The organism is Streptomyces sp. NBC_01283 (genome assembly GCF_041435335.1).
Lineage (GTDB): Bacteria > Actinomycetota > Actinomycetes > Streptomycetales > Streptomycetaceae > Streptomyces.
In genome coordinates, this window is sequence record NZ_CP108430.1 from 1,779,336 (window position 1) to 1,801,488 (window position 22,153).

The window sequence follows — 22,153 nt, forward strand, 5'->3', positions numbered from 1 at the left end:
CCCCCGTCGCGCAGAGTTCTCAGGGCAGCCCCTTCTTGATCGTACGTTCGAGTAGGGCGGATAGCATCCTGCGCATGGAGCCGCAGCTGAGGCAGACCGTCACCCACGGCGTCGCCACCGTCGTCATCGACCATCCGGCGAAGCGCAACGCCATGACGGCGGACATGTGGCGGCAGGTGCCGCCGCTGCTCGCCGGGCTCGCCGCCGATCCGGCCGTGCGGACGGTCGTGCTGACCGGCGAGGGCAATACCTTCTGCGCGGGGGCCGACATCTCCTCGCTGCGGGAGTCGCCCGGCCAGGCGCAGGATCTGGCGGTGCGGGCCGAGGAGGCTCTCGCGGCCTTCCCCAAGCCGACGCTCGCCGCGGTGCGCGGCTACTGCGTGGGCGGCGGAAGCCAGCTCGCGGCGGCCTGCGATCTGCGGTTCGCGGACGAGGGCGCCCTGTTCGGGATCACTCCGGCGAAGCTGGGGATCGTCTATCCTTCGTCGTCCACCCGGCGCCTGGTGTCGCTTGTGGGGCCCGCGACCGCCAAGTACCTCTTGTTCTCGGGCGAGTTGATCGACGCGGGGCGTGCGCTGCGCACCGGTCTGGTGGACGAGGTGCTGCCCGGGGACGAACTGGACAAGCGGGTCGCGGAGTTCACCGCCGTCCTCGCCTCGCGTTCGCAGCTGACGCAGGCCGCGGCCAAGGAGTACGCCGACGGCCGCCTGGACCGGGATGCCCACTGGGGCGAACAGGCGCGTGCGGGCGGCGACGCCGCCGAGGGGGTCGCCGCCTTCCTGGAGCGCCGCGAGCCGCGCTTCACGTGGACTCCGGGCGAGGGCACACTCGGGGGCAACGCTGCCGGGGGCAGCGCTACTGGCTGAAGCGGCTCCCCGCGCGGAACTTCTCGACGAGGTGCGCGGGCGCCTTCCGCGGGGATCCGGCGTCGTAGGGCGGCCTGGGGTCGTATTCGGTGAGGAGCTGCACGGTCTGGGCCTGCTCCTCGCCCGCGATGCGGCCGATCAGGGCGAGCCCCATGTCGATGCCGGAGGAGACCCCGGCCGCCGTGACGTACTTGCCGTCGAACACCACCCGCTCGTCCGTCGACTCCACGCCGAACCTCGCCAGCTCCGCGAGTGCCAGCCAGTGCGAGGTGGCGCGGCGCCCCTTGAGCAGTCCGGCGGCGGCGAGCAGGAGGGATCCGGTGCACACGGACGTCGTCCAGGTGCTGGTGGCGTCGGCGGACCGCAGCCAGCCCAGGAGCGCCGCGTTCTCCATGTGGTCGCTCTGCCCGGGGCCGCCGGGGACGACCACGACATCGGGCTCGGTCACGTCGGCGAAAGCGCGGTCGGCGACGAGCGCGAGGGAGCCGTTGTCGTTGCGCACCGGTCCTGGGCGCTCCGCCACGAGGACGGTCTCGGCGCCGGGCATACGGCTGAGGGTCTCGTACGGGCCGACCGCGTCCAGGGCGGTGAAGCGTTCGAACAGGGCGATGGCGATCTGCATGAGGGGGGCCTATCCGTTGAGGGCGGGTGCCGGCTGAACGGCGGGAGGAGGGGCGAGAGGGGCGTGGAAGCGCCGCCGGTACTCGGCGGGCGCCGCGCCGAGGGTCTTGACGAAGGCCCGGCGCATCGCCTCCGGGGTGCCGTAGCCACAGGCGCGCGAGACCTCCTCGACGCCGTGGGAGGTGTCCTCCAGGAGGCGGCGCGCATGCTCGACGCGTACGCGCTCGACGTACTTGCCCGGCGTCATCCCCGTCTCCGTCTGGAACGCGCGGGCGAAGTGCCGTGGCGAGAGCCGGGCGCGGGCGGCGAGCGACTCGACGCAGAGGTCCTCGTCAGGGTGCTCGGTGATCCACTGCTGGACCTCGCGCAGGGGTTCGCGCTGTGCCGTCTGCACGGCGAGCTGGGCGCTGAACTGCGCCTGGTTCCCCGGCCGCCGCAGGAAGACGACGAGATAGCGGGCGACCGTCAGGGCCTCGTCCCGGCTCAGGTCCTCCTCGACGAGGGCCAGCGCCAGGTCGATCCCCGCGGTCACCCCCGCGGACGTCGCGACGTGACCGTCACGGACGAAGATCGGATCGGGGTCCACCTCGATGGCGGGGTGGTCGCGGGCGAGCTTGGAGCAGTACGCCCAGTGGGTGGTCGCCCGGCGGCCGTCCAGGAGGCCCGCCTCCGCGTACAGGATGGCGCCGGTGCAGACCGAGACCAGGCGCCGGGCCCGCGGGGCGTTCGTCCGCAGCCAGTCGATCAGGCGGGGGTCGGCCTCGCGGGTGCCGAGGCCGCCCGGGGTGAGCAGGGTGTGCGGCACGGGGGCATCGGCCAGGGAGCAGTCCGGCACGAGCGTGAGGCCGCTTGAGGTGCGTACGGGAGAGCCGTCCAGGGACGCGGTGACGATGCGGTACGCCGGAGCGTCGCCGCCCCGGCAGGCGGCGGCGCCCGCGAAGACCTCCACCGGCCCCGTGACATCGAGGCTCTGGACCCCGTCGAAGAGGACGACCAGGACAGTTCGCTGCTCCATGCCCCGATTCTTGGCCTCGTACGGGATGGCCGCAATGACGAATGACCCACTTTTCCTGCCGTCGACGGCGGTGGCGCGGGGGCGGTCCGTGGCCGGTCCGGCGGTGCGGGCGCCCCGGGCTTCACCTCATACCAACCAGTCGGTAGCGTGCGGTCATGACTTCTCTCAAGCCCCCCGCCCAGGCCGCGGCACTGCACCCGCGCGCGGGTCGCCGATGTCACAACGCGCTCAATGCGCTGCACTCGACGCACTATTTCTCGCCCGACACGGGTCGCGAGCTGGGCGAGATCGGGATCACCCACCCCAAGGCCGTCAACTTCGCCGCGCGCACGGCGGCGATGGGGCGGGTCGGCGCCGGAGTGGTCACGGCGGCCTTCTACAACTACAAGCACGAGACCGTCGCCCAGCACGTGCCCGGCATCTGGGACACCGCGTCCCCCGAGGACGTCCTCGCCGCCCGCCTGCGTGCCGTCGACACGACGCTGCGGCGCCTCCTCGGCGAGGACGCCCTCACGTCCCCGGAGATGGCGGAGGCGGCCGAGCTCGCCCTGCGCGCCACCGAGGCCTGCTCCCGCTCCGCCCGCCCCCTGTACTCCGCCCACGCGGACCTGCCCGTCCCCGAGCAGCCGCACCTCGCGCTCTGGCACGCCGCGACTCTGCTGCGCGAGCACCGGGGCGACGGACACCTCACGGCCCTCCAGCACGCCGAACTCGACGGCCTGGAAGCGCTGGTGAGCCACACGGCGACCGGCAAGGGCATGCGGCCCAAGTGGAACTTCACCACGCGCGGCTGGAACCAGGAGGACTGGGACGCCGCCGTGGAGCGCCTCCGCGCCCGCGGACTGCACGACGGTGCGGCCGAGTTGACGGAAGCGGGCGTCGAGCTGCGCAAGGACGTCGAGGAGGCCACGGACCGCCTCGACCGGGCACCGTACGAGCACCTGGGCGCGGCGGGCGTCGAGCGTCTGACGGAGCTGGGCAACGTGTTCGCGGGCGCGGCGCTCCAGGCGGGGGCGTTCCCGGCGGACCTGCTCGGCAAGGAGTAGCCCCACGACCACGGCGCGGGCATGGACGGCGCCGTGCGAGGTACCCGTTCGTCTCCGGTCCCGCGCGTCGTGCGCCGGACCGGCGACGAAAGGGGAAATCCCGTGTTCCGAGCGATCGCAGACGTCCTGCGTCAGATCGGCGCGGCCATCGCCACCGTGGTGACGCTGCCGTTCCGCGCCGTTGCCCGGCTGTTCGGCGGTGCCTCCGACTCCACTCGGCGAACGGGGCGCCGTTCGGGAGGCCGCCCGGGGCGGGCACGCCGGGTCTGATCCCCCCGCTGTCGGTGCCACCTGCCACAATTGCCCCGCAACCCCAGTGAGAAGGCGGGAAACGTGGCACCTCTGCAGACGTCCACTCCAGCATCGATCGAAGGCAGGATCGCCGAAGAACTCGGCGTACGGGAGCGGCAGGTGAAGGCTGCCGTCGACCTGCTCGACAGCGGCTCGACGGTGCCCTTCATCGCTCGCTACCGCAAGGAAGCGACCGAGATGCTCGACGACGCGCAGCTGCGTACGCTCGAGGAGCGGCTGCGTTATCTGCGGGAGCTCGAGGAGCGGCGCGCGGCGATCCTCGAATCGGTCCGCGAGCAGGGCAAGCTCACCGACGATCTCGAGGCGCGGATCCGGGCCGCCGACACCAAGGCGCGTCTGGAGGACATCTACCTCCCGTTCAAGCCGAAGCGGCGCACGAAGGCTCAGATCGCCCGCGAGGCAGGCCTGGAGCCGCTGGCCGACGGCCTGCTCGGCGACCCGTCGGTGGATCCGCTCGCCGCGGCATCGGCCTTCGTGGACGCCGACAAGGGCGTCGCCGATCCGCAGGCCGCCCTGGACGGCGCGCGCTCGATCCTCGCCGAGCGGTTCTCCGAGGACGCCGACCTGATCGGCGAGCTGCGCGAGCGCATGTGGGTGCGCGGGCGCCTCGCCGCGAAGGTCCGGGACGGCAAGGAGGAGGCGGGCGCCAAGTTCGCCGACTACTTCGACTTCTCCGAGCCCTTCAAGGAGCTCCCCTCGCACCGCGTCCTGGCGATGCTGCGCGGCGAGAAGGAGGACGTGCTCGACCTCGTCCTGGAGCCGGAGGAGGCGACGGAGGGGCCTTCTTCGTACGAGGGGATGATCGCGCACCGCTTCGGCGTCGTGGACCGCGGACGCCCGGCCGACAAGTGGCTGCAGGACACCGTGCGCTGGTCCTGGCGGACCCGCATCCTGGTGCACCTGGGCATCGACCTGCGCCTTCGGCTGCGAACGGCCGCCGAGGACGAGGCCGTGCGGGTCTTCGCGTCGAACCTGCGCGACCTGCTGCTCGCCGCACCGGCGGGCACGCGCGCGACGCTGGGCCTCGACCCCGGTTTCCGTACGGGTGTGAAGGTCGCCGTGGTCGACGCGACCGGCAAGGTCGTCGCCACCGACGTCATCAACCCGCACGTCCCGGCGAACAAGTGGGACCAGTCCCTGGCCACCCTCGCGAAGCTCGCCAAGGAGCACTCGGTCGACCTGATCGCGATCGGGAACGGCACGGCGTCCCGCGAGACGGACAAGCTCGCCGGTGAACTCATCGCGAAACACCCGGAGTTGAACCTCACCAAGGTGATGGTCTCCGAGGCGGGAGCCTCGGTGTACTCGGCGTCGGCGTTCGCCTCGCAGGAGCTGCCCGACATGGACGTGTCGCTGCGCGGCGCCGTGTCCATCGCCCGGCGGCTGCAGGACCCCCTCGCCGAGCTGGTGAAGATCGACCCGAAGTCCATCGGCGTCGGCCAGTACCAGCACGACCTCTCCGAGCTGAAGCTGTCCCGCTCGCTCGACGCGGTGGTCGAGGACTGTGTGAACGGCGTCGGCGTGGACGTGAACACGGCATCCGCCCCGCTGCTCGCCCGGGTCTCCGGCATCGGCGCGGGCCTCGCCGAGAACATCGTGTCGCACCGCGACACGAACGGCCCCTTCTCCTCCCGCAAGGGCCTCAAGGACGTGGCAAGGCTCGGCCCCAAGGCGTACGAGCAGTGTGCGGGCTTCCTGCGCATCCGGGGCGGCGACGACCCGCTCGACGCGTCCAGCGTGCATCCCGAGGCGTACCCCGTGGTGCGCAAGATGGCGAAGAAGACGGGCGGCGAGGTCGCCTCGCTCATCGGCGACACGGCCACGCTGCGCTCGCTCAGGGCGGACGAGTTCGTGGACGAGTCCTTCGGTCTGCCCACGGTGAGCGACATTCTCAAGGAACTGGAGAAGCCGGGGCGCGACCCGCGTCCCGCGTTCAAGACGGCGACCTTCAAGGACGGCGTCGAGAAGATCTCCGACCTCGCCTCCGGCATGGTCCTGGAGGGGGTCGTCACGAACGTGGCGGCGTTCGGTGCCTTCGTGGACATCGGTGTCCACCAGGACGGGCTCGTCCATGTCTCGGCGATGTCCAAGACGTTCGTCAAGGACCCGCGGGACGTGGTGAAGCCGGGCGACATCGTCAAGGTGAAGGTGATGGACGTCGACATTCCGCGCAAGCGGATCTCGCTGACGCTGCGTCTGGACGATGAGGCCGCGGCCGACTCCACCGGGGAGCGCCCGAAGCGCGGCGGGCGTCCGCCGCAGCAGCGGGGGCAAGGGGGCCAGCGCCCCCAGCGCCAGGGCGGTGGCCAGGGTCAGCGGCAGCAGCGGCAAGGGCCGCCGCCTGCCAATGACGCCATGGCTGATGCGTTGCGGCGGGCCGGGTTGTTGGATCCGAAGAAGCGCTGACGCACTTGTCTGTGGGTGGGTGGGTGGGTGGGTGGGTGGTTTTCCCGGCCTAACGGCCGGGGGTTTCCCGCCCACCCACCCGATTGCCCGGCAGCCTCAAGGAGCGGGAAGTTCCACTACCTTGCCGTCCGTCACTTCCAGGCGCCGCGTCACCCGTACCGCGTCCAGCATCCTGCGGTCATGCGTGACCAGGAGCAGCGTGCCCTCGTAGGCGTCGAGGGCGGACTCCAGTTGCTCGATCGCCGGCAGGTCGAGGTGGTTCGTCGGCTCGTCGAGGACCAGGAGGTTGACGCCCCGGCCCTGGAGCAGGGCGAGGCCCGCGCGGGTGCGTTCGCCAGGCGAGAGGGTGGCCGCGGGGCGCAGGACGTGCGCGGCCTTCAGGCCGAACTTGGCGAGCAGCGTGCGGACTTCGGCCGGTTCGGTGTCGGGCACGGCCGCGCAGAACGCGTCCAGGAGCGACTCCGGGCCGTGGAACAGCGCGCGGGCCTGGTCCACCTCGCCGACCAGTACCCCGGAGCCGAGGGCCGCGTGGCCCGCGTCCGTGGGAATGCGACCCAGCAGGGTGCCGAGCAGCGTCGACTTTCCCGAGCCGTTCGCGCCGGTGATGGCCACCCGGTCCGCCCAGTCGATCTGCAGCGACACAGGGCCGAGCGTGAAGCCGCCGCGATGCACCTCGGCGTCGCGCAGGGTCGCCACGACGCTGCCGGAGCGCGGCGCCGACGCGATCTCCATCTGCAGCTCCCACTCCTTGCGGGGCTCCTCGACGACGTCGAGCCGCTCGATCATGCGCTGCGTCTGACGGGCCTTCGCCGCCTGCTTCTCGCTGGAATCGCTGCGGAAGTTCTTGCCGATCTTGTCGTTGTCGCCCGCCTTGCGCCGGGCGTTCTTGACGCCCTTGTCCATCCAGCCCCGCTGCATCTGGGCGCGGCCCTCCAGGGCGGACTTCTTGTCGGCGTACTCCTCGAACTCGTCGCGGGCGTGCCGGCGCGCGACGTCGCGCTCCTCCAGATAGGCGTCGTAGCCACCGCCGTAGAGGTTGATCTGCTGCTGGGCGAGGTCGAGCTCCAGGACCTTGGTGACGGTGCGGGTGAGGAACTCGCGGTCGTGGCTGACGACCACCGTGCCGGCGCGCAGGCCGCGCACGAAGCTCTCCAGGCGTTCGAGCCCCGCCAGGTCGAGGTCGTTGGTCGGCTCGTCCAGGAGGAACACGTCGTAGCGGGACAGGAGGAGCGAGGCGAGGCCCGCGCGGGCGGCCTGGCCGCCGGAGAGCGAGGTCATGGGCTGGTCGAGGCTGACGTCGAGGCCCAGCGATGCGGCGACCTCCTCCGCACGCTCGTCCAGGTCGGCGCCGCCGAGCGCGAGCCAGCGCTCCAGGCTGGTCGCGTACGCGTCGTCCGCGCCCGGGGTGCCGTCGACCAGACCCTGGGTGGCCTCGTCCATGGTCCGCTGGGCCTCTTCCACGCCGGTGCGGCGGGCCAGGAAGGCGCGGATGGACTCACCGGGGCGGCGGTCGGGCTCCTGCGGGAGGTGACCCACGGCCGCGGTGGGCGGGGAGAGGCGCAGTTCGCCGGTCTCCGGGGTGTCCAGGCCCGCGAGGAGGCGCAGGAGGGTGGACTTGCCCGCTCCGTTGGCGCCCACGAGGCCGATGACGTCGCCGGGGGCGACGACGAGTTCGAGGGCGGAGAAGAGGGAGCGGTCGCCGTGGCCGGCGGCGAGGTTCTTGGCGACGAGGGTTGCGGTCATCAGGGGGTCGAGTTTAGGCGAGACCCGGTCCGGCTCGCCCGGCAGCACCGACGGCAGCCGGCCGGGCCCGGGGGGCAGCCCAACGCCCACGTCGAGCAGCCCCGCCCGTCCAGGCGTGCCTGACGCCCCTCGCCACCGGCGGGCGCCACGCCACCCGAGCCGCCCCGCTGCCATCCACGGATCTCCGCCCTGCGGCACCTGCTCAAGGCAAGCCCACCTGCACCGCCTCGAAGGCGGGCCCCTCCCGCCCGCCCGACGACTACCGGCCCCCCACCTCGCCACCCGAGCCGCCCCGCTGATCGCCACCTGCGGCAGCCACTCACCGCAAGCCCGGCTCCACCACCTCGACCCCTTGTCCGGGCCGCCTCGCCCCTACCGTCCCCGTGCCTGCAGCCATCGGCTCGCCGCCCGAGCTGCCCCCGCTGATCGCCGCCCTGCGGCAGTTGATCGCCGCAAACCCAGCCCCGCTACCTCACTATCGGCGCCGTAAGCACGCTGTCCGTCGTTCGTGCCACCACGTACGACTCGCCCTTTGTCGCCTTCCTGTCCAGTGTGATCCGGTGTTCCCCCGGCTCCAGGACGCCGTCGAAGACCTGGTGGGTCTGCGTGCGGGAGAGTCGGTCGAGGCGGTAGGCGGTGAGCTGGACCCGGCAGGTCGAGGTGATGTCGACGCCCGCCGCGCCGTCCGCCGCCGCGAGCCGCGTCAGGCGGCGCAGCTCCAACGGGCTGCGGTCCAGGGCGTGTTCTATCTGGGCGACCAGCAGCGGGATGATCGGGGCGAGGCCGTCGACGTACGCGACCTGGAGCCCCGCGCCCTCGAACGCCGCGCGCACCCCCTCGCGCGTCTCCGCCGGGACGGACCGTCCGAAGGCCACCGCCCCGTACGTCCGCAGCTCGTCCGGTGGCACGCCCGCCGCGTCCGCCGCGATCTCGGCGCCGACGCCGATCGTGCGCAGAGCCGCCGCGAGCTTGGCGAGGACAGCGACGCGGGCGCCGATCAGGAGCACCCTGCGGCGACGCGCCGCGGGTTCGCCGTCCGCCAGCAACTGCCGCAGCGCCTCGCGGTATTCGGCGCCCCGGAAGCGGAAGGGCCCTATGCCGTGGTAGCCGTTGAGTTTCAGATCGGCCCGCTCGGCCGTCTGCCAGGCGAAGTCCCGCCATACGTAGGTGTCGGTGCCGTCCGGCGCCTGCTCGATGACCGCCGTGACCGCCCCGCACTCCAGTCCCTCGCACTCGGGGCAGCCGTAGATGACGTGCCGGTCGTCGAGCAGGGGCGCCTCGGCCTCCAGGAGGAGTCCGCGCACGTGGTGGGTGAAGATCGCGGGTGGGACGTCGGAGGCGAGCGGGGAGACGGCGTCGAGGTCGGAGAGCTGGAACAGCAGCGGGCGCCCGTTCACGATGAAGTCGACGAAATCCCGGTGGACTTGGTAGTCACCGTTGGCGAGGACCCCACCGGCGCGCATGGCCGGTGCCAGACCGAAGGTCGCGTACTCGGCAGACATAGTGTGAGTATCCCCATCTAGGGGGTGATGTGAGCACGGCATGGCCCATTCCGCTGCGCCTACCGGGGGCGATAGATCCAAATTCGTGTCGTGGACGAGGAGTTGACCGTCCACGTGGCGCGGACCGGCGTACGCATGGTCGATGGCGTACACGGCGCGGCCCGGCTGGACGGACACGCGGAAGCACACAGGAGGCGGCGCGCTTCGCGGACGAAGCGGCCGCCTCCTGAGAGTGGTGCGAAAGGAAGAGGGTGGTGCGGACTCAGACCGACTCGGCCTTGGTCGCCCCCTCGTCGTCCCCGTTGTCGCTCGGGCCGATACGGATCTCGAAGTCACCGTCGTACTGCTCGTGGCCCGCGATCACGGCCTTCTCGACGGCTTCCGTGCCGTGCTCGCCGCGCACGATCAGCGGGTCCTGGCGCAGGTCCCGCATGAGCGCCACGCACATCCCGATCATCACCAGGGTGAACGGCGCGGCCACCAGGATCGTCAGATTCTGCAGGCCCTGGAGGGCGTTGCCCGATCCGTCGCCGATCAACAGCATGATCGCCGCCACGGCTCCGGTCACGACACCCCAGAACACGACCACGAACTTGCCGGGTTCGAGCGCGCCCTTCTGCGAGAGCGTGCCCATGACGATCGACGCCGCGTCGGCGCCCGAGACGAAGAAGATGCCCACGAGGATCATGACGAGCAGGCTCGTCACCGTGGCGATCGGGTACTCGTGCAGCAGACCGAAGAGCTGCCCCTCGGGCGTGGACTCGTCGGCGAGGCCGCCGCGCTCCTTCACCTTCATCGCGGTGCCGCCGAACACGGCGAACCAGAGAAGGCTGACGGTGCTGGGCACCAGGATGACGCCGCCCACGAACTGGCGGATCGTACGGCCGCGGCTGATCCTCGCGATGAACATGCCCACGAAGGGCGTCCACGAGATCCACCAGGCCCAGTAGAAGACCGTCCAGCTGCCGAGCCAGTCCGAGACGCCCTTGCCGCTCGACGCCTCCGTACGCCCGACCAGCTGGGGCAGATCCCCGAGGTAGGCACCGATCGAGGTCGGCAGCAGGTCGAGGACGATGACCGTCGGACCCACGATGAAGACGAAGACGATGAGCAGGAACGCGAGCACCATGTTGATGTTCGACAGCCACTGCACCCCCTTCTCCACTCCGGAGATGGCGGACGCCACGAACGCCACGGTCAGGACGGCGATGATGGCCACCAACAGGCTGGTGGGCACATCGCTGCTCCAGTCGAGCACCTCGAAGCCACTGCCGATCTGCAGCGCGCCGAGCCCCAGCGAGGCCGCCGACCCGAAGAGCGTGGCGAAGATGGCGATGATGTCGATGACCCTGCCCCAGGCGCCGTGGGCGTGCTTGGCGCCGATGAGCGGCTCGAAGACGGCGCTGATGGTCTGCCTGCGCTCACGCCGGAACGTGCTGTACGCGATGGCGAGACCCACGACCGCGTAGATCGCCCACGGGTGGAGCGTCCAGTGGAAGAGGGTCGTGGCCATCGCCGTTTCCATCTTCGCGGCGGAGTCGGCCGGGTCCGTGCCCGGCGGGGGCGTCGTGAAGTGGGCGAGCGGCTCGCTCACGCCATAGAACATCAGACCGATGCCCATACCGGCGCTGAACATCATGGCGACCCAGGAGACGGTGCGGAATTCCGGCTCCTCGCCCTCCTTGCCGAGGGTGATCTTCCCGTACCGGCTGACGGCGAGCCAGAGCGCGAAGACTACGAAGCCGCTCGCGGCCAGCATGAAGGCCCAGCCGCCGTTGTGGATCAGGCCGTTGAGCATCTTCGTCGAGGTCTTCTCGAGCGAATCCGTCGCCACGGCGCCCCAGACCACGAAGGCCAGGGTGAGTACGGCGGTGACACCGAACACGATCCGGTCGGTCTGCGGGGCCCGTTCGGCGGCCAGGCCCGCCCCCGAATCGGGCGGGCCTCCCCCACTGTCCGCTTTCTGCTGTTCCTGCGTCACAAATGGCACCTTTCACAGAGTGGATACGTCAGATCAATGTTCTCCGTACCCCCTACCACATGTGACGCGCCTCTCACCTGCTCAACAGCCGGTGTCGGGCCGACCCGTCACCAGGTGATAGGGAGCACGCTCGTCGAGCAGCAACGGTACGAGGTTTCGCGCCGACTGCCGCAGGGGGACGTAGGCACCCCTGCCCGCTGGCCTGACCTTGACTCCGTGCAAGGCCAGTTCGTCCTTGACGTCGCCGTACTGTGCGGCGTCGAGCCGGTAGCCGCAGGGCGGGTCCTGGATCACCTCGGACGGCTCGGCGGGGTCGTTGTCCGCACCGCCGACATAGACGGGCCCGCGGTCACGGAAGCCTTCGAGGCGGGCCGCACCGGTGGCCGCCTCCAACTGGCCGCGCCGCTCGTCCGCGTACGCGAACAGGCCGCCGAGCGCCGAGAGTTGGGACTTCACGCGGCGCCGGTTGTTCAGCGCCTCGTCCTTCTTCTCGGCGTCGGTGAGCGGGTCGACGCGGCTCTCGATGAGCAGCCCCGCCGCGTGCTTGATGCCGGACATGTTGCGCAGGATGCGCTCCTGGCCGTCGCCCGCCGTCTGCTTGATCGGGTCGCCGGTCACGGGGTCGGTCCAGATCCCGTACGTCCCCGTCGTGTGGCCCGCCTTGTTGGCGGCGGGCCTGACGTAGGTCTGCGAGAGGGTCTGCGCCTCCTTGTGCACCGCCTCGTCGGTGTTCAGGTTGCGCGGCCACAGGTCGAACAGGTCTTTGTCGTAGTACTTCGGGGTCGCTCCGTACTCGTGCAGGTCGTATATGGAGTCGGGCTGCCGGTCGCGGATGACGGCGGCCATGGCGCGGGCCTCCGCGGTCCGCAGGGAGAGGTGGTCGCGGTTGATGTCGACGCCGTCGGAGTTGCCCCGGGTGTCGGCGGCGCGGCCGTCCGGGTTGGCGGTGGGGACGACGAGGAGCGTGGTGCGCGAGAGGAACTTCCGGGTCTTCTTGTCCTTGGCGTACGCCAGGTCGCGGATGGTCGACAGGCAGGCGTCGCGGCCGGACGGTTCGTCGCCGTGCTGGCTGCAGATCAGCAACACCGTGTTCTTCGTGGGGCGTTCGCCGATGCGGACCAGTTGGACGGGCCGGTCCTGCTTGGTGGTGCCGATGCGGGACACCGAGACCCGGTCGGTCGCCTTGTCGACGGCGGCGAGGAGTTCCTGTTCCTCGGGCTGGCTGGTCCAGCGTGCGCCGTTGGTCTTCTCGAATCCGGTGCGGGGCGGCGTCGGCGTCGCCTGCGCGGGCACGGTCACGAGGGGTGCGGCGAGCGCGGCGGCGGCGCAGGCGAGCGCCAGAGTGCGGGCGCGGGGCGTGAGGCCGGTGCGGGGTCTCATGAAGTGCTGCCTCCCGGGATGGGGCGGAACGGACGCGGCGGGGCCACGCCGTCGAGACGGGATTCGCGCGGGGCGACGGATCCGGACGAGGTCCTGAACGCGTCGGCGCCGCCCACCAGCGGTACCTTCGCCGATGTACGGGCCAGGTCGATGGCGAGCGTCGGAGAGCTTGGGGGAGGATCGATGAGGTCCTTGTCGGTGCCCGCGACGATCAGCGCGAGGCGGTGGCCCTTCGGTACGACGTGGTCGCTCGCGGCCAGGTCGAGGGTGATCGTGTGCTTCTTGCCCGGCGTGAGGGGACGGCCCTTGTGGTCGTCGGCCCAGTTGCCCAGGTCGGCCCAGCCGCGGCTGAACACCGTGTAGTCGACGTCGGCGGTCTTCGGCGCCGTCTCCTTGAAGCAGGAGCTGTCACCGGCGGTGCTCCCGCCCCAGCAGGTGCGTTCGGGGAGCGTGGTGATGCCCTCGCCCGCGCCGGCGTAGTCGCGGATGGTGGCGGGGCCGAGGTCGACGAGGACCGCGGAGAGATGGGCGGTGCGGGTCGTCGGGGTCGCGGTGACCGTCACCTCGGAGGAGCCCGACAGGCGCAGGTCGCTGCCCAGTGGCCTGCTGATGAACCCGGCCTTCGACGGGGTCGAGGTGTCGATCTGGGCGGCCCAGTCGGTCTCGCTCAGCTTCGGGTCGTCGGTGAACGTCTCGCTGCCGGTGCCGGGGCGCGTGGTGAGGGTGCCGACGCCGGGTGCGGTCCCCTTGCCTGGGCGGAGTTTCACCGTGTCGGTGCCGCGCGGCGGCCAGACGCGGTCGGTGGTCCACTGCCCGGGGGCGCGCTCGATGTCGGCCATCGGCTCGCGGTCGATGCCGTTGTCGTAGCCGAGGAGTTCGTGGTCGAACCAGCGGTGCAGGGTGCGCACCCAGTCACCGCGCCGGAAGTCGAACGGGTCGACGTGACCGGTCTGGCTGAGCCACACCTTGCGGTCGACGCCCTCGTCGGCGAGGGCGTCCCACCACTGGCCGAAGTGCTTCGTGCGGACGTTGAGGTCCTGCATGCCGTGTACGGCGAAGACGCTGGCCCTCACCTTGTCCGCGTCCGGGGTGTAGTCGCGCTCGCTCCACAGCCGGGTCCAGTCGCCGGTGCGGGGTGCCTCGTCGACAAGTCGCTTCTGTACGGCGGCGCAGCGGGCCCTGGCCTCCGGGCTCTCCACGTAGTCCGACAGCCACTCGGGGCCGCTGTCGTAGAGCGGGGCGCCCTTGGCGAAGTAGTAGTCGTACCAGGACGAGATCGCGCCGATCGGCACGATGGTCTTGAGACCTCGCACCCCGGTGGCGGCCACGCCCTGCGCGATGGTCCCGTCGTAGCTCTTGCCGATCATGCCGGTGGCGCCGTTCGTCCAGGACGCCTCGGCGTTCTTGCCACCGGTGCGGGTGGTGTAGCCGCGGGCCCGGCCGTTCAGCCAGTCGACGACGGCCTTGGCGGACTGGATGTCGGAGCGGCCCCCGACGTCCACGCAGCCGTCGGAGCGGTTCGTCCCCGCGAGGTCGACGGCGACGAATCCGTAGCCGCGGGGCACGAAGTAGTTGTCGTAGTAGAGCGGGAACTGGACGGGGTTGCCGTCCGCGTCGTAGGTCTTCTTCTGGCTCTCGTTGCCCCGTCCGCAGCAGGAGTAGTACGGGCTGGCGTCCATGATCACGGGTATCTTCCGCCCCTGCTGGGCGGGTTCGCGGGGCCGGACGACGTCGACGGCGACCCGATCGGTCTTCCCGTCGCCGTCACCGTCGATCCTCGTGTCGACCCAGACGGATTCGCGGATCGCGCTCTCGTACGAGTAGACGGGCTTGCTCTCGCGCGGGGCGCTCGGCGCACCTTGGGCGGCACCCGGGGACACGAGCGTGGCAAGCAGGGCGGCCAGGGCCGCCGTCAGCAGTGATCTCCAGATCAAGCGCGTGCTTCGCGCACGTATCGGCATGGCGCGGAAGGTACACGGGTCAACTCCTGCGCGACAGAGGGCAGTACGCGACGACGACAGGTTCATGGGGCGATTTGGCACATGTCGGCCGAATGGCGATCGTGTGACAGCAGCGACCGTGGACATGACGCGTGGCCAGAGGGCTCAATAAGGTCGAGCCACCTACCGAAGTGCCCCTACGACTTGGAGCTCTTGTGCACCGCAGACTCATCGCCCCTGGCGCGCTCGCGGCCTCTCTGCTGCTGGCGATCCCGGCATCGGCCGCCGACTTCACGCCCGGGGCCCCGGGTATCGGCGATCCCTATTACCCGGCCAGCGGCAACGGCGGCTACGACGTCTCGCACTACGACCTGCGGCTGAAGTACCAGCCGAAGACCGATCTGCTCGAAGGCACGGCGACCCTCAACGCCACCACGACGCAGGACCTCTCCCGCTTCAACCTCGACTTCGGCCTGAAGGTCAGCGAGGTGCGCGTCAACGGCAAGAAGGCCACCTTCAAGAAGTCCGGCGAGCAGGAGCTGGAGATCACTCCGGCGGCCGGACTTCCCAAGGGAACGCCGATCACCGTCGTCGTCCGTTACGCGGGCAAGCCGTCCGAGGTGAAGATCAACGGCTTCACGGCGTGGGCGCGCACGCCGGACGGCGGCGTGGCAGCGCAGGAGCCGGATTCGGCCGCCTGGTGGTTCCCGTCCAACGACCACCCGCTGGACAAGGCGACGTACGACGTCTCGGTCTCCGTGCCCGACGGCTCGCAGGCCATCTCCAACGGCGTGCTGCAGTCGCAGAGTTCGAAGCTCGGCTGGACGCGCTTCAACTGGCGCTCGAACAAGCCGCAGGCCAGCTATCTGACGACGCTCGCCGTCGGCAAGTTCGACATCACGACGGACAAGACCGCGGACGGCCTGCCCGTCCTGAACGCCTACAGCAAGGACCTCGGCGACAACGCGGGGGCCGCGCGGGCGAGCATCGAGCGGTCGGTCGAGGTCACGGAGTGGCTGGAGACCGTCTTCGGCAAGTACCCCTTCAACGCCCTGGGCGGGTACGTCCCGAACGTGACGAGCGGCTTCGCCCTGGAGACGCAGACGCGGCCGTTCTACAGCCCGAGGCAGTTCGCGAACGGCTCCAACGTGTCCGTCGTGGTCCATGAGCTGGCCCACCAGTGGTACGGCGACAGCGTGTCCGTCGACGGCTGGAAGGACATCTGGATCAACGAGGGCTTCGCGCGGTACAGCCAGTGGCTGTGGTCGGAGAAGGAGGGCGAGGGTACGGCGCAGGAGCTGGCGGACTATGTGTACGCGCAGCACCCCGCCGACGACCCGTTCTGGAAGGTCAAGCCGGGTGACCCGGGGCCGGACAACCAGTTCGACATCGCCGTGTACGACCGCGGGGCGCTGGCCCTGCAGGCACTGCGCAACGAGGTCGGTGAGAAGTCCTTCTCGGCGATTCTGAAGGGGTGGCCGAAGGAGCACGCGTACGGGAACGCGAAGGTGGGAGACTTCGTGAAGTACGCGGAGAAGGTTTCCGGTAAGCCGCTCGCCGCGCTGTTCGATGCGTGGCTGTACCAGCCGTCGAAGCCGTCCGCTCCGGCCGCGGCCCGTGCCGGGGTCGCGCGTGCCGCGGGAATCCCGGCTGCGCCGAAGTCGTGGAAGTCGATCGCTGCGACGAACGGTGTGCACGGCCACTGACACTGAACCGCCGCTTCGCGGATACTGAGCCGCCGCTTCGCGACGGATGCTTTCCCGCCCACCCACCCGATCACCCGGCAGCGAGCTGCTGGATAGGGCGGGTGGGCGGGGAGATCAGGCCGTCCGGCGTTTGAGGACGCGGTGCGCCCGGGCCCTGCGCGCCAGTGGCAAGTAGCGGAGCCGTTCCGGTAGGCGGGGGGTCACCGTGCCGATCACCCGGCCGAGGCGGCACAGGCGCCGCTCCTGGGCTTCCGTCCACGGCAGGCCGATCGCCGCCCTCGCGTCCGGCGGCATCAGGCCGATCGTGATGAAGCGGCGGAAGCGGGCCAGGGGCGGCAGGAGCAGCGGCCACAGGGCGCGCAGCGTCACCCGCAGCAGGTAAGGACCGCGGTCCGGGGGCGGGACCGGGCGGTCCGTGGCGACCAGGTCGCGCACCACCTCCGTCAACTCCAACTCGTCGGCGAGGACCTTCGCGTAGTACGGCCAGAACTCCTCGAGAGTCTGCGGCATGTCCCGGTCATGGATACCGAGGATCCGGCCGACCTGGAGCCACTCCGCGTACAGCTGCCGCTCCTGCTCCTCGGTGAAGGGACGGCCCAGGTACTTCTGGGCGTGGTGGTAGACGGGGAACCCCGTGGCGTGCACCCACGCGTAGTACGCGGGCGTCAGCGCGTGGTAGTCGCGGCCGTGCGCGTCCGTGCCCCGGATGTGCTTGTGCAGTTCGCGCAGCCTGCGCCCCTCCTCGGCCGCGCTCTCACCCCCGTACACCCAGGTCTGCAGCGACCGCAGCGAGCGCTCGCCGCGCCCCCAGGGGTCGGTGCGGAAGACGGAGTACGTGTCGACGCCGGCGCCCACCGCGGGGTGCGCGACCTGCATCGTGAGCGCCGCGGGCAGGGCGAGCAGGGCGCGGACGTCGCCCGCGATGTCCCACAGGATCCCGTCGGGCGGAGGCGGGGGCGGTGGCTCCTCGGGAGTCCGGCGGCGGCTTGGCATCACGCGGCTCCCAGACGTCGTCGGGCCCGCCGGCCGGTGCCCGGTTTGTGTGTGTTCCAGTATGCGACGCCCGAGGTCACGGCGATCCGCAGGGGTGGCGGCACCACAGCCATCCCGACCCGGGCCACCAAGACGGGAACGGCACCGGCCGGCGCTTCTCCGCCCTGACTGCCGCCCTGACTGCCGCACTGACTGCCGCTTCGCTGCCCTCGAACAGCGCGGTGGCGCCACCTCGGACATGCGTGATGTCCGACGTGACGCCACCGTAGGCGCTGCCACTGACCGTGGCGGGTTGACCTGCTACTTCGTAAGGCCCGCTGCCTCGCGGTCCACCCTCTTGCGGATGGCGTACCAGCCCACGGCCAGCGCCGCCCCGATGATCGGGATGAGGTAGAGCGTCTTGCGGCCGATCTCGGGGTCCTTCCACATCAGGCCGAGCACTGCCAGCAGGAAGGCGATCGTGACGATCTCCGTGACCGGGCTGCCCGGGAGCCGGAAGCTCGGGCGGGTGATCACGCCTTCCTTGGCGCGGCGTACGAACGCCAGGTGACAGATCATGATGATCACCCAGGTGCTGATGATGCCGAGGGACGCCACGTTCAGGACGATCTCGAAGGCCTGGCTCGGCATGAGGAAGTTCAGGCCCACGCCGAGCACGCACACCGCGGAGGTGAGCAGGATGCCGCCGTAGGGGACCTGGCTCTTGTTCATCCTGGCGGTGAACTTCGGCGCCGAACCGGCCATGGCCATCGAGCGCAGGATGCGGCCCGTGGAGTACAGGCCCGAGTTCAGGGACGACATCGCCGCCGTGAGGACGACCAGGTTCATCACGTCACCGGCCGCGGGGACGCCGATCTTGGAGAGGACCGTCACGAACGGGCTCTGGTCCGCCGAGTACACCGACCCCGGGAGCAGCAGGGCGAGGAGGATGACCGAGCCGACGTAGAAGAGGCCCACGCGCCACATGATGGAGTTCACCGCGCGCGGGACGACCTTCTGCGGCTCGGCGGTCTCGCCCGCCGCGACGCCGACCAGTTCGAGGGACGCGTACGCGAAGACGACACCCTGCATGACGATCACGACCGGCATCAGGCCGTGCGGCAGGAAGCCGCCGTTGTCGGTGATCACGCTCAGGCCGGGCGTCTGGCCGTCGACGTCGTGCTGCGTGACCAGCAGGAATATGCCGATGAGCATGAAGGCGATCAGGGCCGCGACCTTGACGATCGCGAACCAGAACTCCATCTCGCCGAAGTACTTCACCGAGATCAGGTTGATCACTAGGACGACGGCGAGGGCGATCAGCGCGAGCACCCACTGGGGGATGTCGGTGAAGAAGCTCCAGTAGTGCGTGTAGAGCGCGATCGCGGTGATGTCGGCGATGCCGGTGGTCGACCAGTTGAGGAAGTACATCCAGCCGGCGACGTAGGCGCCCTTCTCGCCGAGGAACTCACGCGCGTACGAGACGAACGAACCCGACGACGGCCGGTAGATGACCATCTCGCCGAGGGCGCGCACGACGAAGAAGGCGAAGATGCCGCACACGAGGTACGCGACGGCGAGCGCGGGGCCCGCGGAGTGCAGGCGGCCGCCCGCACCGAGAAAGAGTCCAGTTCCGATCGCGCCACCGATCGCGATCATGTTGACGTGACGGGCCTTGAGGTCCTTGCTGTAACCGGCGTCGCCCGCGTCCGCGGGGGCCTGGGACGCATCTGTGCGGGATGCGTCCGCAGCGGCCGTGTCTACGGCTTCCTTGCTCACGTGGGGGGTCTACTCTCTGGTGCCCGGAAAACTCCGGTGTCCGGATGTGCTCCGGTCCACGACACCCCTGATGTGCGTGGACCGACGCGACACCTTCCCCCAGAGATCGCCGGACATGCGGTGGCGCACGTCACATAGCGGAACTTCTCACATGGTGGGCAGGGGCTGTACACCCGATGATCACCAGATGTAGGGCTCGTGAATCACTGGGGGTACAGCGCGCTGATGGCCTCCGCGTACTTCTCCCGGATGACCCTGCGGCGCAGCTTCAGGGAGGGCGTCAGCTCCCCGGTCTCGGGGCCCCACTCCTCCCCCAGGAGCCGGTAGCGCTTGATCTGCTCCGTGCGGTTGAGGCGCGCGTTGGCCGCCTCGACGGCGCGCGCGACCTCTTCCTGTACGGCCTCGCTCGCCATCAGGTCGCCCGTGATCCCCCGGGAGGCCGCCCATACCGGGGCCATCTCGGCGTCCAGGACGAGCAGCGCGACCAGGTAGGAACGGCCGTCGCCGTGGACGAGGGCCTGGCCTATGAGCGGGTGCTCCTTGAGGGTGTTCTCGACGAGTGCGGGCGAGACGTTCTTGCCCGTCGACGTCACGATCAGTTCCTTCTTGCGGTCGGTGAGCCAGAGGAAGCCGTCCTCGTCGATCCGCCCGACGTCTCCGGTGGCGAACCAGCCGTCCGCGTCGCAGGCCGAATCGACACCGCCGTCGGGCAGCAGATAGCCGTCGAAGACCGTCGCGCCGCGCACCAGGATCTCGCCGTCGTCGGTGGTGCGGATCTCCAGGCCGTCCAGGGGCTTGCCGACCGAGCCGAGCCGGAAGGCGGCCGGGGTGTTGATGGTGACGACGCCGGTCGTCTCCGTGAGTCCCCACGCGTCCATGATCACGATGTCGAAGCCCGCCCAGAAGCGCACGACGTCCAGGGGCATCGAGGCCGCCGCGCTCGCGGTCCACACCAGGCGGTCGAAGCCGGCCAGCGAGAGCAGCGGATCGATGGTCTTCTCCTTGGCCTCCCGGTACGCCGCCTCCAGCGCCGCCGTCGGTTCCTCGCCGCGCTCGACGCAGTCCACACGCGCGCGTGCCGTCTCGTTCGCCGCCTCGATCGCCTCCCGCTGCTCCTGCGGCAGCCCGGCGAGCACGGCCTTCACGGAGGCGGCCAGCTTCTCCCACACGCGCGGGACCCCGAAGAACTGCGCGGGCCGCAGCTCGCGCGCGGTCGCCGCGACGGCGGCCGGATCCGCGCACAGGTACACGTGCGAGACGCGGAACACGGGCAGGTAGATGCCCAGCATGCGCTCCGCGACGTGTGCGAACGGGAGATAGCTGATGTGCTCCACGAAGTCGGGCAGCTCTACGACGGCGTCCAGGGCGACGCCGTTGAGGACGACGTTGCGGTGCGTGATGCGGACGCCCTTGGGGTCGCCGGTGGTGCCCGAGGTGTAGACGACGGTCAGCGGATCCTCGGCCCGGGACTCGCGCCAGGCCTTCTCGAAGGTGTCCGGGTCGAACAGCCGGCTTCCGGTGGCGTGCAGGGAGCCGTACGTGCGGTGCGGGCCCGCGTCGGCCGCCTCGACGACCACCAGGCGCTCGATCGGGGCGTCGGGGTCCGACAGGAGCGGCTCCCAGCGTTCCAGCTCGCGGGCGCCCTCGATGATCGCGAAGCGGGCCCGGCTGTGCCGGGCGATGTGCGCGATCTGCTCGGGGGCCGACGTGCCGTACACGGTGACGGGGACCGCGCCGAGATGCACGAGGGCGAGATCGCTCAGCCAGTGTTCGGGGCGGTTGCCCATCATCATGAGGACGTGTTCGCCGCGCCGTACGCCGAGCGCCGTGTACCCGGCGGCGAGGACGGCGACCTTGCGGCGCGCTTCGCGCCAGGTCAGGGTCGTCCACTCCCCCTCGGGGGTGGCGCGCCAGGAGAGCGCGGGGCGGTCACCATGGTCCTCGGCGTTGCGGAGCAGCAGGGCGGGGAGGGTGATGTCGGCGGGCTCCCCGGGAAGTCGCAGGATCGTGGTCATGACCGCCTCCTGGCGTCATCGACGAAGCAAGTGACTGGGCGGGACGCTTTCACAACAGTGGTGAGACAGCAATACTGTTGCACCGGATCGGTGCACAACTGGGGAGGCGATGCGCTGCCATGACGATGACGACGACGTCGGACACGGAAGAGCCGACGCTCACGGTCGACGAGCTGGCCGCGCGCGCGGGTGTCACCGTCCGCACGATCCGCTTCTACAGCACCAAGGGTCTTCTGCCGCCACCCGTGATCGGCCCGCGCCGGGTCGGTCACTACGGCCAGGAGCACCTGTCGCGGCTCGGGCTCATCGAGGAGCTGCAGCACCAGGGCATGACGCTGGCCGCGATCGAGCGGTACCTGGAACAGCTGCCGCCGGATCTGAGCGCCCACGATCTGGCCATCCACCGTGCGGTGGTGGCCTCCTGGGCCCCCGACTCGGCCGAGGACACCGACCACGCGGAGCTGGAACGCAGGGCGGGCCGTTCGCTGAACGAGGCGGACCTGGACCGGCTCTCGGCGATGGGGGTCGTCGCGCCGACGGAGCACCAAGGGTCGTACCGCGTCGATCCGGGGCTGCTGCGCCTGGGCGTGGAACTGCTCGACGTGCCCATCGCGCACGAGACCATCCTGGCGGCGCGCACGGTCCTGATGGAGCACACCCGCTCGGCCGCGGTCGAGCTCTCCCGGCTCTTCCGCGACGAGGTGTGGGGGCCCTACCGGGACCGGGAGTCGGACCCGGAGCACGTGGCGGCGATGCGCTCCCTGTCGGCCCACATGCAGCCGATGGTGGTGCAGGCCCTGGTGACCGCGTTCCAGCGCTCCCTCAAGGAGGAGCTGCGAGAGTGGCTCAAGGAGACCTGAGCCACTCCC

General features: G+C 70.5%; 16 protein-coding genes. 6 read left to right on the top strand and 10 right to left on the bottom strand.

All coding sequences use genetic code 11. The features are described from left to right. Positions 1-74: 74 nt before the first annotated feature. Positions 75-866 (top strand): enoyl-CoA hydratase/isomerase family protein, encoded by a 792-nt coding sequence (locus OG302_RS08200; protein WP_371526141.1) that lies wholly within the window; start codon positions 75-77, stop codon positions 864-866. Here the strand turns inward: OG302_RS08200 and OG302_RS08205 are convergent. Both OG302_RS08205 and OG302_RS08210 read right to left on the bottom strand, forming a co-directional pair. Next, positions 856-1,488, bottom strand: coding sequence for a DJ-1/PfpI family protein (locus OG302_RS08205; protein ID WP_371526142.1), 633 nt, complete (start codon positions 1,486-1,488; stop codon positions 856-858). The genes OG302_RS08200 and OG302_RS08205 overlap by 11 nt on opposite strands. Before the next feature lie 9 nt (positions 1,489-1,497). Beyond that, positions 1,498-2,502, bottom strand: coding sequence for a GlxA family transcriptional regulator (locus OG302_RS08210; protein ID WP_371526143.1), 1,005 nt, complete (start codon positions 2,500-2,502; stop codon positions 1,498-1,500). 155 nt (positions 2,503-2,657) lie between these two features. On the opposite strand from OG302_RS08210, the gene OG302_RS08215 reads away from it, so the two are divergent. The 3 genes from OG302_RS08215 (at position 2,658) to OG302_RS08225 (ending at position 6,266) form a co-directional block, all read left to right on the top strand. Next, positions 2,658-3,548 (top strand): hypothetical protein, encoded by an 891-nt coding sequence (locus tag OG302_RS08215; protein ID WP_371526144.1) that lies wholly within the window; start codon positions 2,658-2,660, stop codon positions 3,546-3,548. A gap of 102 nt (positions 3,549-3,650) precedes the next feature. Further along, positions 3,651-3,818 (top strand): LPFR motif small protein, encoded by a 168-nt coding sequence (locus OG302_RS08220; RefSeq protein WP_361829873.1) that lies wholly within the window; start codon positions 3,651-3,653, stop codon positions 3,816-3,818. Positions 3,819-3,881: 63 nt separating this feature from the next. Further along, the gene (locus OG302_RS08225; protein ID WP_371526145.1) at positions 3,882-6,266 is read left to right on the top strand and encodes a Tex family protein; all 2,385 of its coding nucleotides are present in this window, start codon (positions 3,882-3,884) and stop codon (positions 6,264-6,266) included. A 96-nt stretch (positions 6,267-6,362) separates the two neighbouring features. On the opposite strand, the gene OG302_RS08230 is transcribed toward OG302_RS08225, so the two are convergent. From OG302_RS08230 to OG302_RS08250, 5 genes are all read right to left on the bottom strand, one after another. After that, positions 6,363-8,009 carry an ABC-F family ATP-binding cassette domain-containing protein gene (locus tag OG302_RS08230; protein ID WP_371526146.1) on the bottom strand — a complete coding sequence of 549 codons (1,647 nt, stop codon included), beginning with the start codon at positions 8,007-8,009 and terminating at the stop codon, positions 6,363-6,365. Positions 8,010-8,476: 467 nt separating this feature from the next. Next, positions 8,477-9,511: an oxidoreductase gene (locus OG302_RS08235; protein WP_371526147.1), complete on the bottom strand. Its 1,035-nt coding sequence runs from the start codon at positions 9,509-9,511 to the stop codon at positions 8,477-8,479. Positions 9,512-9,773: 262 nt separating this feature from the next. Further along, positions 9,774-11,492: a BCCT family transporter gene (locus OG302_RS08240; protein WP_371526148.1), complete on the bottom strand. Its 1,719-nt coding sequence runs from the start codon at positions 11,490-11,492 to the stop codon at positions 9,774-9,776. A gap of 81 nt (positions 11,493-11,573) precedes the next feature. Beyond that, positions 11,574-12,872 carry a M14 family metallocarboxypeptidase gene (locus OG302_RS08245; RefSeq protein ID WP_371526149.1) on the bottom strand — a complete coding sequence of 433 codons (1,299 nt, stop codon included), beginning with the start codon at positions 12,870-12,872 and terminating at the stop codon, positions 11,574-11,576. Then, a complete protein-coding gene (locus tag OG302_RS08250; protein ID WP_371526150.1) occupies positions 12,869-14,833 on the bottom strand; it encodes a Xaa-Pro dipeptidyl-peptidase in 1,965 nt (654 codons plus the stop codon). Before OG302_RS08250 ends, OG302_RS08245 begins: the two co-directional genes overlap by 4 nt. A 194-nt stretch (positions 14,834-15,027) precedes the next feature. Here OG302_RS08250 and OG302_RS08255 point away from each other — a divergent pair, with 194 nt between their 5' ends. Beyond that, on the top strand, positions 15,028-16,518 hold the full coding sequence (locus tag OG302_RS08255; RefSeq protein WP_371526151.1) for a M1 family metallopeptidase: 1,491 nt from the start codon (positions 15,028-15,030) through the stop codon (positions 16,516-16,518). Positions 16,519-16,632: 114 nt separating this feature from the next. Here OG302_RS08255 and OG302_RS08260 read toward each other — a convergent pair whose 3' ends face one another. The 3 genes from OG302_RS08260 to OG302_RS08270 all read right to left on the bottom strand — a co-directional run bounded on the left by OG302_RS08260 (position 16,633) and on the right by OG302_RS08270 (position 21,284). Then, entirely contained in the window at positions 16,633-17,511 is an 879-nt protein-coding gene (locus tag OG302_RS08260) for an oxygenase MpaB family protein (protein ID WP_371526152.1), read from the bottom strand. A 300-nt stretch (positions 17,512-17,811) separates the two neighbouring features. Next, positions 17,812-19,269, bottom strand: coding sequence for an amino acid permease (locus tag OG302_RS08265; protein WP_371526153.1), 1,458 nt, complete (start codon positions 19,267-19,269; stop codon positions 17,812-17,814). Between the two features lie 203 nt (positions 19,270-19,472). Continuing rightward, a complete protein-coding gene (locus OG302_RS08270; protein WP_371526154.1) occupies positions 19,473-21,284 on the bottom strand; it encodes a long-chain fatty acid--CoA ligase in 1,812 nt (603 codons plus the stop codon). Positions 21,285-21,409: 125 nt separating this feature from the next. Here OG302_RS08270 and OG302_RS08275 point away from each other — a divergent pair, with 125 nt between their 5' ends. Continuing rightward, positions 21,410-22,144 carry a MerR family transcriptional regulator gene (locus tag OG302_RS08275; protein ID WP_371750055.1) on the top strand — a complete coding sequence of 245 codons (735 nt, stop codon included), beginning with the start codon at positions 21,410-21,412 and terminating at the stop codon, positions 22,142-22,144. Positions 22,145-22,153: the final 9 nt, after the last annotated feature.